Raw genomic sequence first — 17905 nt, forward strand, 5'->3', positions numbered from 1 at the left:
ATTGCCCAAGGTATCAAATGTGTTACAATGTGTTCGTACGAGATTACAAAAATGTAACTATTGTTTGATCGTCCAGCACCTTTGAAATTCATCTTAGAACGGGCGGTCAAGCAAACTCACAACTATGAGCATAGGAGATGAGCATTTATGAACAACCATTGGATAAAGAAAATCGCAGGCGGCAGCATTGCTGCTGTACTGGCTGTCGGTATCATGCTGCCCACTACGGCATCCGCAGCACCTGCTGAGAGTAATAATTATGTAAATTGGCAGCAAAAGATCCAGAAGTTCCTGGAAAGCCAAGGTTTTGAATCCCAGTTTAAATGGGTGGTTCAGAAGCCGCAAACGGAAAAACCTCAGGCAGACAAACCTGTTGAAACTCCGCAAACCAGCAAGCCAGAAACCACTAAACCAGAAGCGACGCAACCTGAAACCAGCAAACCGGAAACAAGCAAGCCTGAGACTAGCACTCCAACTACAAAACCGTCCCAGCCTTCCGAGCCGGCGGGTACAACGGAACAATCGAATTTTGCTTCCGAGGTTGTCACATTGGTGAACAAAGAACGTGCGAATGCAGGTCTGAAGCCGCTCACGGTCCATGCTAAGCTAACAACCGTAGCGCTGGATAAAGCGAAGGATATGAGTAATAACAATTACTTCAGCCACACTTCACCGACACATGGTTCGCCATTTGATATGATGAAAGCTTACGGTATTTCTTACGGCTATGCCGGCGAGAATATTGCTAAAGGGCAACGTACGCCTCAAGAAGTAATGAACTCCTGGATGAATAGCCAAGGTCATCGTGAAAACATCCTGTCTCCGAATTTCACCATGATCGGTGTTGGATATTATAACGGATATTGGGTTCAAGAATTCATCAGTCAATAAGCACTTATCTTGTTTCATATGAAGAGGCTGCCCCGGTCACGCATCGAAAGATTGCGTCCGGGGCAGTCTTCTTTGCGTGTTTTGATTTGCAAATTTTATATAGAAGTCTTAAGGTAATGTAATGAGGAGTTTTGTAGGGGGAATGTCATGAAATCATCTGCATGGATATGGCGAATCACTGCCTCCGTGTCGGTTATTGTAACGATTGTGCTCATTATCGGTTTTATGTATGCGTTCAAAGATATTAATGATCCGCAAGGACAGCCCTTGCTGACCGGTGGCGGATCCGAGGCGTCCGATGAAGAGACAGCGCCGGAACAGCCGGGGAGCGATCCGTCACAACCGGTTTTGCCCCATGATTTAAAGGTAACTGCGATTGGAGATTCACTGGCCAAGGGAACAGGGGACAACACCGGGAGCGGTTTTGTCCGCCGAAGCGTGGATCAATTAAATGGCGATGGACGAACAGCGAGCCTGCTGGCAAATCTGGCCATAAACGGAATGACCACCGAAGCACTGCTTCCCAAGCTGGATGACAAGGGAATACAGTATGCCTTGAAGCAAGCCAATGTGATTATGCTTTCGATCGGAGGCAATGATATATTTCAAGGCAGCGGGCTGATGGACGGGGCGGCGGATTCCGATGAGTTGGAGCTCGAACCTGCCAAGCTGATGGCCGCATTGCCGCAGGCCTCTGAACGCCTGCAGGCGATTCTGGAGAAGATTCGCGCCATTAATCCGGATGCCCGAATCGTTTATATCGGTCTCTATCATCCTTTTTCCGATTTGGAGGATTTGCTCATACCCGGCAATATCGTGGTCTCTGCCTGGAATCATTCGGTCATGGAGATTGTGAACCGGGATCCCAATATGACATTGGTCCCTACGTTTGATCTGTTTCAGCACAAGCTGGGCGAGTATCTGTCCTCGGACCATTTTCATCCGAACGGGGAAGGATATCAGGCTATTGCGGATCGAATTGTAGAGGGTATGCTCTAGGCATGATGAGGATGTCATATGGGGAGTTGGAAAACGATGAATGAACAAGCTCAAGAAATCGTGTTATCTGTCCAGCATGTAAAAAAGAAAATCGGTCGAAAATGGATTATACATGATGTGTCGTTCGACGTGCGCGCAGGCGAAATTTTCGGGTTCTTGGGGCCGAACGGGGCAGGAAAGACGACCACGATCCGGATGCTGGTTGATCTGATCAAACCGACCTCCGGCAAGATCGAGGTCTGCGGTTATGATGTGAACCGCCAGCAGGAGCAGGCGCTGCGTTATATCGGTTCCATCGTGGAGAATCCTGAAATGTATTCATATATGACGGGGTGGGAAAATCTTGAGCATTTTGCGCGAATGCAGCCCGGCATTGACCAGCAGCGAATACAGGAAGTTGTGGATACGGTGAGATTGGATCGAAGAATTCATGACAAGGTGAGCACGTATTCTCTGGGAATGCGGCAGCGGCTCGGGATAGCCCAAGCCCTGCTCGGCAGACCGAGGCTGCTCATTCTTGACGAGCCGACAAACGGTCTTGATCCGAAAGGGATCAAAGAGATGCGGCAGTTCATCCATCGGTTAGCCGAGGAAGGGTTGGCTGTTTTTGTCTCGAGTCATCTGCTGAGCGAAATCCAGCTGTTATGCGATCGCGTGGCGATCATCAGCAGCGGAAGAGTGCTTGCGGTTGGCGAGGTCGAAGAATTGATTGCCGGCAACAGCGATCATGTGATCTGGGATCTGAATCCCGCCGTGCAAGGGAAACGGATATTGCAAAAGCTGGATTATTGCCACATCGTCGAACGCCCCGAGGACGTGCTCGACGATAATTTGCTCGCAGGCATGTCTCCGGACGCTGTTGTGACCCGTATGAGCACTACATACACGTCAAGAGCTGTGGAACGGCTGGTAGCTGCGGGAGTACAGGTCCGGGAGGTTCATCGGATCAATCCTACGCTGGAGCAGCTGTTCCTGCAGATGACGGAGGGTGAGAGTATTGAGTAACCTGTTGCCCCTGATCAAAAACGAGTGCATCAAAATTATCAAACGAAAGCGGTTTTATGTTGTCCTTCTCGTTCTTCTTGTTCTGGTTCCTATGTTTACTTATGCCCAGATGAAGTCAGCTGAACGGAGCCGGGAGAAGTTCAACAGTGATTGGCGGCTTGAACTTCAGCAGCGAATCACGGATAATGAGAATTCGCTTAGCAGTGACAGGGTGCCGGATGAATGGAAACGATATAGGCAAATCTTTATTCAGCAAATGCAGTATTATTTGCAGCATGATGTGAATCCTAATCAACCAAACGGGGTTACGTTTACACGGGAATTTTTGAATAATGCGATATCCCTGTTTATCCCGCTGCTCATTATGGCTATCGCCTCGGATATCGTCTCCGGTGAACGGACGACCGGTACCATCAAAATGCTGCTGACAAGGCCTGTGAAGCGATGGAAGGTGCTGCTCAGCAAACTGATCGCCTTGATCATGTTTACGTCTCTTATTGTCGTTTCCACCTTTGTCATAGCCTATCTGATCTCCGGCCTAGCCTTCGGATACAAGGGATTTGACATACCGGTATTCACGGGATTCCAAATTGTTGGGTCTGATGTGGATATGTCCGGCGTTCATGCTGTTCCACAGTGGAAGTATTTGCTGATGCAGGGTGGATTGGTGTGGTTTGTCGGCGTATGCGTCGGTATGCTGGCTTTTATGGTGTCCGTGCTGGTTCGAAGCACGGCGGCGAGCATTGTGATCATGATGGCCGCATTGATTGCCGGAAATATTCTGACGAATATGGCATCGGCCTGGAGCAGCGCGAAATATTTGTTCATGGTAAACCTCAATTTAACGAATTATTTAGCAGGCAATTTGCCGCCAATTGAGGGGATGACTTTGAATTTTTCCCTTGCCGTATTGGCCGTCTGGGCCATTTGTGCGGTTATTGTTTCATTCAGTGTCTTTACGAGAAGGGATATCTTGAATTAAAATGGACAAAGCATGAAACATTTGTTTGCATTTTTTAGGGAACAGCGTTCTTCTAAAATATTGAAATGTAGAAATAGAAATACACGAGATACGTGAAATTGAAGGAGGAGCATGAATGGTCGAACAGATCGATATGTTTGCAGAGTCATCGAAGAACGGCGGTAACAACCGTTCAGGATACGATGCTGACGACATTCAAGTGCTCGAAGGCCTCGTTGCGGTGCGCAAACGGCCAGGCATGTACATAGGGAGCACAAGCTCGTCAGGCTTGCATCATCTGGTATGGGAAATTGTGGACAACGCCGTAGACGAGCATTTGGCCAAGTACTGCTCGAGAATTGAAATTACATTGCATAAAGACGGATCCGCGACGGTATACGACAACGGACGCGGTATTCCAACCGGAATGCACAAGACAGGCATCCCCACCCCGCAGGTTGTATTTACGATTTTGCATGCCGGCGGTAAATTCGGTGGTTCCGGATATAAGAAGTCCGGCGGTCTTCATGGCGTTGGCGCATCCGTAACCAATGCGCTGTCCGAGTGGCTGGAGGTTGAAATTTACCGTGACGGTAAAATTCATCGCCAACGATTTGAATACTGGCAGGACAAAAAAGGAAAAGAGCATGTCGGGGAACCTGTAACGGGTCTTGAGGTGCTTGGCAATACGAACAAAACAGGGACGAAGATTACGTTTAAACCGGATGCGCGCGTGTTTACCGCGGGAACGCATCTGAACTACGACACGCTTGCAGAGCGCTTACAGGAAATTGCCTTCCTGAACTCCGGACTCCGGATTGTATTGAAAGACGAGCGCAGCGGCAACGGGGAAGAGTTTTTCTATGAAGGCGGCGCAAGCCAGTTCGTTCAGTTCCTGAATGAAGGCAAGGACGTGCTGCATGATGTGATCCATTTTTACGCGGAGAAGGATGATATCGAAGTTGAAATCGCCCTTCAATATAATGCGGGATATACCGAAACGTTGGCTTCTTTCGTTAACTCCATCCCGACGCGCGGGGGTGGTACGCATGAGACGGGTTTTAAGACAGCTTACACCCGTGTCATGAATGATTATGCCCGCAAGAACAATCTTTTGAAGGAAAAGGACAAGAACCTGGAAGGCAATGATCTTCGGGAAGGCATGATGACCGTGATCAGCGTCAAGATGGCTGAGGTCGAATTTGTCGGACAGACCAAGGACCAGCTGGGAAGCGCTTCTGCACGCAGTGCGGTTGACAGCATTGTCACCGAGAAGATGCAAATCTTCCTCGAGGAGAATCCGCAGATCGCACAAACGCTGCTGAAGAAGGCCATCCAGGCTTCCAAAGCGCGTGAAGCGGCCCGTAAAGCAAGGGACGAGATGCGCAGCGGCAAGAAGCGAAGCGAAAGCTCCAATCTGGGCGGCAAGCTGACGCCTGCGCAGTCCAAGGACTTTACGAGAACCGAATTGTTTATAGTCGAAGGGGACTCCGCTGGCGGTTCTGCGAAGCAGGGACGGGATTCGAAAATCCAGGCTATACTGCCTCTTAAAGGGAAACCGATGAATCCGGAGAAATCGAAGCTGGCCGACATCCTGAAGAATGATGAATACCGAGCAATTGTATCTGCCATTGGTGCAGGGATCGGTACGGAGTTTACCGCCGGGGACAGCAATTATTCGAAAATCATCATCATGACGGATGCGGATACGGATGGCGCTCATATTCAGGTGCTGCTGCTTACGTTCTTCTACAGATACATGAAACCTTTAATTGATGAAGGCCGCGTCTACCTTGCGCAGCCTCCTCTGTATAAAATCGCCAGCAAATCCGGGAAGCTGGAAACCGTTCGGTATGCCTGGACGGATGAGCAGCTGGCTAATTATTTGAAGGAATTCAAAAACTTTGAGCTGCAGCGTTACAAAGGTCTGGGCGAGATGAACCCGGAGCAATTATGGGAAACGACGATGAACCCGGAAACACGGACATTGCTGCAGGTACAAATCGATGATGCTGCCAAAGCGGAGCGTCGTGTGTCTACGCTGATGGGAGATAAAGTAGATCCCCGCAAACGGTGGATCGTAGAAAATGTAAACTTCGCAGAGTTTGAGGAATAGAAGGTGAAGGAATGAGTTTATCTGAGCAATTTTTGCCGGCTTTTCTGGAAGAGGTCGTAGGTGATCGATTTGGCCGGTATTCCAAGTATATTATTCAGGACCGAGCGATCCCGGACGTTCGTGACGGGCTGAAGCCCGTTCAGCGCCGGATCCTGTATGCCATGTACGATTCGGGTAACACACCGGATAAACCATACCGTAAATCGGCGAAAACCGTCGGGGATGTCATGGGTAATTACCATCCGCACGGGGACTCATCGATTTATGAAGGTATGGTTCGGATGGCTCAGCCATGGAAGATGGGACATGTGCTCGTGGACGGCCACGGAAACTGGGGTTCCCAGGATGATGATCCCGCCGCAGCGATGCGTTATACCGAGGCAAGGCTATCGCCGATTGCCATGGAGCTGCTTCGGGATATCGAGAAGCGGACCGTACTGTTTAAGGATAATTTTGATAACACGGCCAAGGAACCGGTTGTGCTGCCTTCACGGTACCCAAACCTGCTTGTGAACGGAGCTAGCGGGATATCCGCGGGTTTTGCCACTGAAATCCCGCCTCACAATCTGCGGGAAGTGATCGATGCTTGTATTGCCGTAATGCAGAAGCCGGAGATTGAGCTGGCGGAGATTATGACCTTTATCAAAGGTCCGGACTTCCCGACCAGCGGAATCATCATGGGCGGCGAAGGCATTTTGGACGCCTATCGGACAGGCAAAGGCCGCGTTTATCTACGGTCGAAGACGGACATTGAATCGCTTCGCGGCGGCAAGCAGCAGATTGTCATCACGGAAATTCCTTATCAGGTCGTTAAGTCACGGCTTGTTACCACGATGGAGAACATACGACTGGAGAAAAAAGTCGAGGGCATCGCCGAGGTTCGCGATGAGAGCGGACGAGAAGGACTTCGCATCGTCGTTGAGCTGAAGAAGGATGCCGACGCAAACGGGATTCTTGCTTATTTGTTCAAGAAAACCGATCTGCAAATTACGTATAACTTCAATATGGTTGCAATCGTGAATAAAACCCCTCAACAGCTGGGGCTTAAAGACATGTTATCTGCCTATATCCAGCATCAGCGTGAGGTCGTCACGCACCGGACCCAGTATGAGCTGGAGAAAGCAGAGGATCGGGCGCACGTATTGGAAGGCCTGGTTAAGGCTTTAAATATCCTGGATGAGGTCATTGCGGCGATCAAAGCGTCCAAGAATCGCCAGGATGCCCAGAACAATCTGCAATGGATGTTCGGTTTCACGGAGAGACAAGCCGATTCCATATTGACCTTGCAATTATACCGCCTTACGAACCTTGAAATTCATTCCCTGCAAAAAGAGCTGGACGAGTTAATGAAGAAAATCGAGGGCTTGCGTGCGATACTGGACAGCGATAAGAAGCTGATTGCCGTCATTCGCAAAGAGCTGCTTGAAATTCGCGAGAAATACGGCATCGACCGGCGTTCTGTCATTCAGGAAGAAGTGGAAGAGATCAAGGTTAATCTTGAAGTGCTGGTGAACGCAGAGGACGTGCTCGTAACTCTGTCTAATGAAGGCTACATCAAGCGCACCAGCATGTTATCCTTCACCCGAAGCGGCGGTGAGCTGGAAAGCTCAGGCGTTAAGGAAGGGGATTACATCACACGTCTGTTTGAAGTCAATACCCTGGAGAATCTGCTTATATTCACGAGCCGTGGGCAGTATTTCTTATTGCCGGTTCACCAGATTCCGGAATACAAATGGAAAGATGCCGGTACGGCCATCGTTAACGTGATTCAGGTACCGAAAGAGGATCACATCGTATCGGTCATTCCGGTTTCGAACTTTGAAGAAGAGGGCAAGTCGCTTGTGTTTGTCAGCCGCAAAGGTCAAGTGAAGCGCACAGAGCTCAAGGAGTATGTTACCAAGCGGGCTGGCGCTGTTGCTGCAGCCAAGGTCGCTGCGGAAGACAGCATTATCCAGGTCGTTGTGAGTGATAACAATAAAGATATTGTGCTAATCTCGAAAGAAGGGATGAGCATCCGGTTTAATGAGCAGGAAGTCAACGCGATGGGACGCGTTTCCGGCGGGGTTCGAGGAATCCAGCTCCGTGACGGGGATGAAGTCGTTGCGGCATTATGGGTGGAGAACGATGAGGGTGAGATTTTGACTATCACGGATCTTGGCTATGGCAAGCGCAGCTTGCTGTTGGATTACCAGACGCAAAGCCGCGGCGGAAAAGGCATGGCCACGTTTGAGTTTAAGGAAGGCAAGCGGGTGAAGCCTAACGGCAGCGCCATTGTCGGAGCTTTCTATTGCCGTGAACCGCTGCAGATTATGGCGTACAGCGAAGACGGGCAAGCCCATCTGATTCACACCGAAAAAGTTCCGATCGCGGAACGTAAATCGATAGGCAAACTGCTTGCCGATGTTGGCAAGCAAGGACGGATTGTCGATCTGGTAACTCTTCCGCATGCGGAGTCAGGTAAAGAAAGTTAAACAAGATTGCGTAACATCCTTTTCTTGGAGATTTCCAAGTTTGGACAAGATAAGATAGACGGACGAACAGCACCTTCGATGATATTTGTCGAGGTGCTTTTGCTATATTTTGCGTTTCCCGCAACATTTGAGCTGTTATTTATACTATTTGACATATGCCTGACTGTGTCGAAGTAGGATGAACCTTGAAAAACGCCGTCATATAAGGGTTGGCGGGTTTTGTCGCTTGATTGGAAATTATATTTTTTAACGAAAAAAGAAGGATATTGAGAGGTTGCCCGCGAAAAGTTAATCCTATAAACTATTATGGAATCATGACTAGGGTTCAAACGAAACCCATTCACAAAAAGTACAGCGCAACATCCACGGACGGTATCCGATGTTTGATCATGACAGCATTATTGAAGGGACGGGATAAATATGCATACTGCCGAATTCGCCAAGGTGTGGTCCAAGCTGGCCAAGGATTATAAGCTCCATATGGAAGCCGGATTAGCACCGACATTGACGGAATCGCAACTGATGGTGCTGGAGGTGCTTGCTGAATTAAAGCGAATGAAACCTTCCGATTTCATTCCTTACCTGGCCACAAGTCCGGCAGCCGTAACCATGCTATTGGACCGGATGGAGAAGAATGGATTGATCAAACGGGAACGGGACGCAAGTGACAGACGGATCGTCTGGGTGACGATTTCCTATAAAGGGCGTGAGGAATATACACGCGGATTACAGGTTAGGGATGAGTACCTTTCCCAAATTTTGAACCGCATATCCTCGCATAATCAGCAGCTGCTTGTCTATCTGTTAGGAAAGATTAGTACAGCTCCAAAGGAAGTTCTGGTTGAGGTATAAGTATAAGTTCTAAAGCTAAAGCTAACGTTCTAAACGTAGAATAGCCCCCTGGGCGGCTGCAGACGGCAGCTCACCCTTGAGGGCTGTTACATATTTTTATACTTATGGAACATTATCGTTATATCACGTTTCGAATCTTTACCATGACGTATTGAGATTATGACTTAAGCAACCATAAAGCCGGCACGTTGGAGGGTTCCCAACCAGGCAGGGACGTGTGGGCTTGCCGGCACTCATAGGTGTTGCCGCCATATGTGACTAAGGCTCCTAGCTGGTATGAAGTGTTTGGTGCCCAGGCCGGAGTTTCCGGTGTGGAGCCGTCCGCCGTGGTAACTTGCAGTTCATTGCTTGCAGCGGAGACGTTGCCAGCCGCATCACGAGCTTTAACGGTGAAGCTATAGGCTGTGTTGGGTGATAACCCGCCGACCGTATAGGAAAGCGTGCTGCCGGATACCGTGGTCACCAGCGCTGTGCCCCGATAAACCTCATAGCCGCTAACGCCGACATTATCCGTGGAATTGTTCCAGGCTAATGATACGCTGGTTGAAGTAGAGCCGACTGATCGTAGATTGGCGGGAGCCGTCGGAGCTTGAGTGTCCGGTACCGGATTGGATGTGGCAATCGTTAACGGATTGCTCGCCGTGGAGACATTGCCTGCTCCATCGCGTGCTTTTACCGTAAAGGTATAGGAGGTTGACGCTTGCAGACCGGTGACGGTATGGCTTAAGGTTGATCCTGATACGGTTGTTACTAGATTAGATCCTTGATAGATTTCATAACCTGTTACCCCCACATTATCCGTGGCAGCGTTCCAGGAGAGCGAGATGCTGGTGCTGGTGACGCCTGTGGATCTTAAGTTACCGGGTACGGTTGGAGCTTGCGTGTCCTGATTTCCGCTGCCGTTATTCAGGTTCACATCGATTACGTTATAGAAGGCGTTGCCTGTATCGGCGATCTCCCACACAGCCAAGATCAGATAGTAGCCGGTGCGGTCGGTAGGAACATTACAGGTGTGGGTTACGGTGTTCGGCGGACGTTTGCCACCGTCATTGAAGGAGCAGAACAATTCGAGATCTGCGCGTGCGAGGGGTTTGCTGGAATCCCAGCCTTTTTTCGTAATATAATATTTCCAATCGGATGTGGCGTGAGCTGCGGTCAGCACCCATTTAAATGTATTGGGTCCGCCCTTCATGTTCACTTTACTCCAGCGGGTAGGTGATTGTTCATTGAGCTCGTGAAAAATTCCAGCACCAGCAATCTGACCATCCGCCGGTCCACCGACGGGGAAGTTACCTTTTCCCTCGAGGGAATGCGGTTCATATATGATTCTGCCGCAGTTGGTGTTCTCTCCGAGCTTACACTTATAACCACGACTGGCTGGTGATTCAATATACCCATGAGCGGAGACGCTGCTTGCCGTGATGATCATGATGGTGAAGAACAACAGCGTGCTTCCTAAAAAAATCCACAGCGGTTTCAAATGCAAGCGGCGATTTGTTTGATATTGAACCTGATCCATAACAAATACCTCCTTGAATTTTTAATGTGAAATTCAGCGGACACTTGATGCTGATCAAACCTCCCTGAGCTGTGAGTTTTCTTCCCTGTTACACATCATAAACAACTGAGCCGACCGTGTAACCATTCATGAACAGCTTTTGATCATCCTCCTCCTTGGCACCATTGATCTATATAAACTCGCAAGCAGAGTTTATACCATGATTGTACAAAACAACTAAAAAATGTTAAACTATTTAGTTTCTATTTTTCGGCATTCTTTGATAAAAGTAAAGGGATAATATATTATCGTAAAGGGATACAATATTACAGTATTTGCCATCATGAAACAGAGGTATAAAAAAACCGAAATCCAAGGCTGGATTTCGGTTTTTCTGTATTATATGGATAGTACGTCATGTGAACGCCAGCTTCTCCATCGAGAAAAGGCTCCAGGGATAGTCGGAGGGCGGCATGGAACGAATGGAGATCTCCTCTTTGGTAACGGGATGAGGAAATCCGACCAATACGGACCATAAGGCAATCTGCTGGCCGGCTTTGTTCACCTTGCTTCCATACTTCTGATCTCCGAACAGCGGATGTCCCGCATGGCTCAGCTGTACACGGATTTGGTGCGGCCTGCCCGTGTGCAGCTCGATCAGGACGAGGCTGAAGCCTTCGGACGTTTGGAGCACGGTGTAATCTAGAATGGCCTCCTTGGCCCCGTCCGTACCTTTAGAGGTGACATGAACGGTGTTGGTTTTTACATCCTTATACAGCATATTTACGAGCCGGCCTGACGTTTTCGAAGGAATCCCATGAACGACCGCCACATATTGCTTGCGGAAGCTGCGACTGCGGACGGATTCCGATAATCGGGATGCGGCTTTGGAAGTCTTGGCAAACACCATCGCTCCGCCAACCGGACGGTCCAGACGGTGCACCAATCCCAAAAACACATTGCCCGGTTTATTGTAGCGCTCCTTAATGTCCTGTTTCAGAATGGTCAGCATGTCGGGATCGCCGGTAGCATCCTCTTGGGAGGGGATGTTTACCGGCTTGGTTACTCCTAACACATGATTATCCTCGAACAGAATCGGCACAACCGGATATGCTGCAGGTTCCCGCTTGTTCATTGAATCAGGACTCCCATCGACCCAGGATGCCGCACGGCAGGTTCATGCCGGAGCGGGTAATCGGCAATCCGATCTCTCCCGCACTGATGGTACCGCCGTATTTCGGCTTCATGGTCATGGTCAGCATGTTATTAAGAACGGTAGGGGAGATTCCGGTTGTATAGGAGTTAATCAGCATGAACAGCGGATTATCCGATACGATGCTCATGCAGCTTTCGAGGAAGGGATACAAGCTTTGCTCAAGCTTCCACGTTTCTCCACTTGGTCCGCGGCCATAAGATGGAGGGTCCATAATGATCGCATCGTATTTGTTCCCCCGCCGCTGCTCCCGTTGCACGAATTTAAACACATCATCCGTGATATAACGGATAGGACGGTCGGCAAGTCCGGACAATGCCGCGTTTTCCTTGGCCCATTGAACCATCCCCTTCGCAGCATCCACATGAACAACCTGAGCTCCGGCCGAGGCGGCCGCGACGGTTGCTCCGCCGGTATAGGCGAACAGGTTCAGCACGCTGACCGGACGTCCGGCAGAAGCGATCTTATCCATCATCCAGCGCCAGTTGGCTGCCTGCTCCGGAAACAAACCGGTATGTTTAAAATTGGTTGGTCGAATATGAAATTTCAATTGGTCGTATGAGATGGTCCATCGGTCCGGAAGCTGCTTTTTCATGTCCCATTGCCCGCCGCCCGACGAACTGCGGTGATAGTGTCCGTGCACAATGCGCCACTGTCCATCTTCGCGTTCAATCGGCCATATGATCTGCGGATCCGGACGTCTGAGTATCACGTCGCCCCAGCGTTCCAGCTTCTCTCCGCCTCCGGTATCGATGACCTCGTAATCTTGCCAATCCTGAGCTACATACATGTTGAAAACCATCCTTCAAATAGTCATTTAGATTTTATTGTACAACATATCAGAAGCTGAATGCCACCAAGGATTCCCCGGCTTGATCAAACCTATTCGGGATGATATGGACTTTGAAGCTCGACTTACCCCAAATCTTCGAATGCGGAGTGGAAACGGAATACGCCATGCAGGTGATCGAGCGCGCCCGGCTGAAGCTCGGCAACCATGAACACCTCATCGGAAACCGTAAATTGGGTGATGTCGATTCCATAGGCTCTGGCCTGCACAAATCCGTAACGGGGATAATATGCCGGATGACCGAACAGAAAAACAAGTGGATAGCCATGCGAGAGACACCGCCGTTTGCCTTCTTCAATCAAGTTCCCGCCGATCCCTTGTCGTTGATAATCCGGAAGCACGGCCAGCGGCCCTAGCGCAGCCACGTGATGCCTATGAACCCCGTCAAAAAGGCTAGACCGGCTGAACATAATATGTCCCTTGATGATCCCATCTTCTTCCGCTACGATTGATAATTCCCCTTGAAAGTCTTTATCTTCCCGCAGCCGCCGCACTAGAATCGCTTCTTCCTGTCCGGGAAAAGCCTGAGTGAGAAGGTTTTGGACCTTCTCGTAATCGTTCTTGGTTTCTGTACGTATGTTCATCGTAATCTCTCCTCCGAAAATCCTTAGCATTCTTATTGATATCCTGGTCTACCCACCGACAAGAGTTTCGTTATTCCGGTTTCGTTTCGATCTGCAGTCCTTCAACGTGCTTGCGGTTCATCAGTTTACGCTTCTTCCGGTTCTCTTTGCTCTCAAAAACAATATCAAGATCATAATCCTCCGGATAAAGATCCTTGGCTGCAATATAAGGCTTCAGCCGTTTATGGTTAATTTTCAGTCTATCCTTCTGAATCATCACACCGATATTACCTCTACCGTCGATGGTTTCATACACGGTTCCGCTTCGTTTCAAATAAGGCACATAGACACGATCGCCTAATTGATAGAGGGAAGAGGGAGAATCTTCTTCTTGATGATCTTCATCATTCATTAGCTTATCCTGTTTGTCTGTCGGCAACGTACCGTATTCTTCCGGACGTGTTTCTTCAGCCTTATCATCGGACTCTGAGCTTACCTTTTGGATAAGGGCCGTGTTAGCTCTTGCCGCTCCAGCTTCCGTGATTTCCCGCGATCTGGCAATGATCGACTCCGGTATGCCCAGCTTCGCTGCAATGACAAAGGCATAACTGTGCCCGGCTTCACCAATCCGCAGACGATAGAGCGGCTCGAGTGTGTCAGCATCAAATTCCATGCGGGCATTCTCAAAGCCGGAGGTGCGCTCGGCAAAATTTTTGATTTCGGTAAAATGGGTGGTTACCACAACCGTTGCTTGACGTTGACTCAACTCCTCCAGGATGGCGATCGACAATCCAACGCCTTCACCGGGATCCGTTCCCGAAGCCATTTCATCGAGCAGTACAAGCGTGGACCGGCCGGCTGTCTGCAAAATGTCGCGGATGTTGCGAATGTGCGCAGAGAACGTGCTGAGGGCATGCTCCAAACTCTGCCCATCTCCGATATCGACGGAAACCTCGTCAAAGATGGCGCAATGGCTGCCTTCCGCGACAGGAACCAGCAGACCGGATTGCACCATAACGGTGATGAGACCAACCGTCTTCAGAGCAGAAGTTTTGCCGCCGGTATTAGGCCCTGTAATGATCAAGGTTTTATACCGCTCCCCGATAGAGAAGTCCAGCGGTACCATCGTGGAGCCGATTAAAGGATGCACCGCGGATTTTAGATGGATGACCCCCTCCTGGTTCAGGCTTACATTGCGCCCGCCGATGGAAACGGCGTACTTGCCCCTGGCTATGATGTAATCGTAGATTCCAACAATGTCGGCATTGGTTCTCAGTTCGAATTGATATTGCTCGGCAAGTGCAGTCAAATCACTCAGCACCTTCGTTTCTTCGCGGACTTCATCGGCGTGCAGGAAATTCAATTCCATCTGAAGTCCCTGCAAGTCGGAGGGCTCGATGAATACCGTCTGCCCGCTGGCCGATTCATCCAGAATCGAGCCATTCACGGATTTACGGTGCTCCTTCTTGATGGGCAGCACGTAACGATCTCCGCGCTTGCTGATGACATGCTCTTGCATGATCCCTTTGTAACGGCTTATCAGGCTGTCGAGCTTACGCTTGATCCGTTCCTCGGCTACGATGATTTTTTTGCGGATTTTGGCCAAATCTTTGCTGGCGCTATCCACAACACGTCCCCCGTGAATGCTGCGTTCGATTTCGGACAGAAGTGGACGCAGTTCATGCATGGATGAGGCGTAGGAACTGATCAATGGAGCAATGCCCTCCTTGGCTTTCATATACTGAATGAGCTGACGGCAGCTTCTCAGATATTGGACCATATTCCCGAAATCGCGCTCAGACAGCACGTAACCGGTGCCGAGCAGATCCAGGATCATTTCAATGCCCTCCAGTGAAGGAATAGGGACGCTAGCTCCGGTCTGGAGCAGGGTTTTGGCTTCCTCCGTTTCATTCAGTTTGTTGCGGATGGCTTTCATCTGGGTGAGGGGTGCCATCTTCCGGATATGCTCGACGCCCAGATACGATACGGCAAAGCGTTCAAGTTCGGTGCGTATTTTCTCGTACTCCAATTTGTTTAATGCGAAGGGTTTCATGGGTTACATTCTCCTTTGACTATAAAATGGATGGTATACAACACAAAAAGGGCGGAAAGCGAACTACTAAGGTTCGCTTTCCGCCCATAGATCGTTATTCTGATGGCATGGCGTTATGGGACGGCTCCAAATAACCCTTTTGAATAAAAGGAGGGGGAGACCCAAAAAATCCGTGCTGAACTCAGCACGGATGACCATATCATATCTGAATAAACCCTAAAGGGGCTTCCATTGATATCCGCAGTTCTTAACTAATTCAACGGACGAAATGAAAATCCATCAAAAAATAAACATATCCCTTTACAGGAAATGCCCAAAATTTTACATTTCGATCCATATGAAATTTGGTTAGTTAAGAACGACCACCGACATCAAAATCTCTCCTTTAGATAAGAGTATGAAATAACTATATCCATAAATAGGGTCACAAGTCAAGGTCGAAAAGCGGATACGATCCCTTAAAAAACTGTGATATGATGGAATTGTTATACAGTTGCTTATCCATAGTAACTGCTGGCGTCAATCATGAGAGGACAAGACACGAGAGGAGTTATATCCATGGGGAAATTGCTGACACGAAGTGAGGTTCCAATCGAGGCTACTTGGAATCTGGATGATTTGTTTGTCTCGCAAGAAGCATTCGAAGCGGGATTAAAAGCGATTGAATCGCAAGCTGCTCAATTGACTCGATTCAGAGGCAGGCTGGGAGAGGGTGCGACCGTTCTTCTGGAGTGCTTGAACGAACAGGAAGCTCTGATGGAGAGCATTAGCAAAGTCGGGGCGTATGCTAGATTACGACAATCGGAAGACGGAACCAATCCGGCCAACCTGGCAAATTCGGCCAGAACGGGCGATGTTCTCTCACGCATCCAATCTTCCCTGACGTTTATTGAATCGGAGCTGCTGGATCTCGAGGATGGAATCATCGAACAATACATAACGAAGGAAGACGGGCTTGTTCCTTATGCCCGAAGTTTGACATTGCTGCTGGAATCGAAGCCTCACCGCTTGAGTCCTGAGACGGAAAGCGTGTTGGCATCGCTGGGAGAGGTGCTCGGTTCCCCTTACCGCATCTATTTGCGCAGCAAGCTGTCGGATATGACTTTTGACGATATTCAAGTGAATGACGGAACCAAGCCGGTCTCGTTCCGCCTGTACGAGAATTCTTACGAAATGTCAGAGGATACGCAGCTTCGGCGCGAGGCCTATGCCTCGTTCACGAAGTCACTGCAGGGATCGCGCCATACATTTGCCGAGGCATACGCCACCGAAGTGAAGAAACAGGTGGTGATGTCCCGGCTTCGCGGGTATGATTCCGTAACGGACATGCTGCTGAAGCCGCAGCAAGTGACGATGGAGATGTACAACAACATTCATGATACCATTCTGACGGAGTTAGCTCCGCATATGCGAAGACTGATGAAGCTGAAGAAGCGCGTGCTCGGGCTGGATCAAATGCTGTTCTGCGATTTGAAAGCGCCGATGGACACGGATTTCAATCCAAGCATTACTTATGAAGAAGCGTGCTCCACGATTTCCAGTGCCTTGTCGATACTGGGTCCTGAATACGGCGAGATCGTTCAATCCGCGTTCTCCAAGCGCTGGGTGGATTATGCCGATAATATTGGTAAGTCTACAGGAGCGTTCTGTTCCTCCGTATACGGAGTGCATTCTTATATCCTGATGGCATGGGCGGACAATATGCGAAATGCCTTCACCTTAGCGCATGAAGTCGGGCATGCTGGTCATTTGATGATGGCAGCGGACCATCAGCGTATCACCAATGCCCGTCCTTCCTTGTATTTTATCGAGGCGCCTTCCACGATGAACGAGCTGCTGCTGGCAGACCACCTGCTCAGTCAATCCGAGGATAAGCGGATGCGGCGCTCTGTTATTCTTCAGCTTCTGAGCACGTATTACCATAACTATGTGACTCACCTTCTGGAAGCGGAAATGCAGCGACGGGTATACCGCCATGCGATGGCCGATGAGCCGATTACCGCAGATAAGCTATCTGAGCTAAAAGGTGCTGTGTTATCCGATTTCTGGGGTGACGTGGTTGAGCTCGATGAAGGAGCAAAGCTTACCTGGATGCGACAGCCGCATTATTATATGGGTCTTTATCCATATACGTATGCCGCTGGACTAACCGCATCAACAGCTGCAGCACAATTGATTCGCGAGGAAGGTCAACCGGCTGTAGACCGCTGGCTCCAAGTCCTCAAGGCCGGAGGCAGCAGGAGTCCGCTGGAATTAATGGCTATGGCAGGGGTCGATATGTCCACTTCCGAGCCGATCTCCAAAGCGGTTGCATATGTTGGATCGCTTGTCGACGAACTGGAGTCCCTGTACGAGGAATAATACCATTTGCATATATGGGAAAAGGGTGGTCCACAGCTCATCGCTGTAGATCACCCTTTTCTTGTAGAGAAT

13 protein-coding genes are annotated in these 17905 nt (G+C 49.5%); 8 read left to right on the plus strand and 5 right to left on the minus strand.

Annotation, left to right across the window (positions count from 1 at the left end; translation table 11 throughout):
• Positions 1–147 precede the first annotated feature (147 nt).
• The 7 genes from MKX98_RS12155 (at position 148) to MKX98_RS12185 (ending at position 9295) form a co-directional block, all read left to right on the plus strand.
• Positions 148–891: a CAP domain-containing protein gene (locus MKX98_RS12155; RefSeq protein ID WP_339223131.1), complete on the plus strand. Its 744-nt coding sequence runs from the start codon at positions 148–150 to the stop codon at positions 889–891.
• 147 nt (positions 892–1038) lie between these two features.
• Complete coding sequence (locus MKX98_RS12160; protein ID WP_339223133.1) at positions 1039–1890, plus strand: GDSL-type esterase/lipase family protein; 852 nt, start codon at positions 1039–1041, stop codon at positions 1888–1890.
• Between the two features lie 36 nt (positions 1891–1926).
• Complete coding sequence (locus MKX98_RS12165; RefSeq protein WP_194545132.1) at positions 1927–2895, plus strand: ABC transporter ATP-binding protein; 969 nt, start codon at positions 1927–1929, stop codon at positions 2893–2895.
• On the plus strand, positions 2888–3877 hold the full coding sequence (locus MKX98_RS12170; RefSeq protein WP_071218334.1) for an ABC transporter permease: 990 nt from the start codon (positions 2888–2890) through the stop codon (positions 3875–3877). Before MKX98_RS12165 ends, MKX98_RS12170 begins: the two co-directional genes overlap by 8 nt.
• Positions 3878–3992: 115 nt before the next feature.
• Positions 3993–5972: a DNA topoisomerase IV subunit B gene (gene parE / locus MKX98_RS12175; RefSeq protein ID WP_194541993.1), complete on the plus strand. Its 1980-nt coding sequence runs from the start codon at positions 3993–3995 to the stop codon at positions 5970–5972.
• Positions 5973–5983: 11 nt separating this feature from the next.
• Positions 5984–8443, plus strand: coding sequence for a DNA gyrase subunit A (gene gyrA / locus MKX98_RS12180; protein ID WP_220685805.1), 2460 nt, complete (start codon positions 5984–5986; stop codon positions 8441–8443).
• 420 nt (positions 8444–8863) lie between these two features.
• Entirely contained in the window at positions 8864–9295 is a 432-nt protein-coding gene (locus MKX98_RS12185) for a MarR family transcriptional regulator (RefSeq protein WP_220685804.1), read from the plus strand.
• A gap of 157 nt (positions 9296–9452) precedes the next feature.
• Here the strand turns inward: MKX98_RS12185 and MKX98_RS12190 are convergent, their stop codons facing one another.
• From MKX98_RS12190 to MKX98_RS12210, 5 genes are all read right to left on the minus strand, one after another.
• The gene (locus MKX98_RS12190) at positions 9453–10814 is read right to left on the minus strand and encodes a lytic polysaccharide monooxygenase (protein WP_339223135.1); all 1362 of its coding nucleotides are present in this window, start codon (positions 10812–10814) and stop codon (positions 9453–9455) included.
• A 394-nt stretch (positions 10815–11208) separates the two neighbouring features.
• Complete coding sequence (locus tag MKX98_RS12195; RefSeq protein WP_339223137.1) at positions 11209–11928, minus strand: RNA pseudouridine synthase; 720 nt, start codon at positions 11926–11928, stop codon at positions 11209–11211.
• 4 nt (positions 11929–11932) lie between these two features.
• On the minus strand, positions 11933–12796 hold the full coding sequence (locus MKX98_RS12200; RefSeq protein WP_339223139.1) for a class I SAM-dependent methyltransferase: 864 nt from the start codon (positions 12794–12796) through the stop codon (positions 11933–11935).
• A 125-nt stretch (positions 12797–12921) separates the two neighbouring features.
• Positions 12922–13440: an N-acetyltransferase gene (locus MKX98_RS12205; RefSeq protein WP_339223141.1), complete on the minus strand. Its 519-nt coding sequence runs from the start codon at positions 13438–13440 to the stop codon at positions 12922–12924.
• A 70-nt stretch (positions 13441–13510) separates the two neighbouring features.
• On the minus strand, positions 13511–15472 hold the full coding sequence (locus MKX98_RS12210) for a DNA mismatch repair protein MutS (protein ID WP_339223143.1): 1962 nt from the start codon (positions 15470–15472) through the stop codon (positions 13511–13513).
• Between the two features lie 558 nt (positions 15473–16030).
• Here MKX98_RS12210 and pepF point away from each other — a divergent pair.
• Positions 16031–17833, plus strand: a complete 1803-nt coding sequence (gene pepF / locus MKX98_RS12215; protein WP_339223145.1) for an oligoendopeptidase F — start codon at positions 16031–16033, stop codon at positions 17831–17833.
• Positions 17834–17905: the final 72 nt, after the last annotated feature.

Origin of the sequence: Paenibacillus sp. FSL W7-1332, assembly GCF_037969785.1 — a bacterium.
Lineage (GTDB): Bacteria > Bacillota > Bacilli > Paenibacillales > Paenibacillaceae > Paenibacillus_AQ.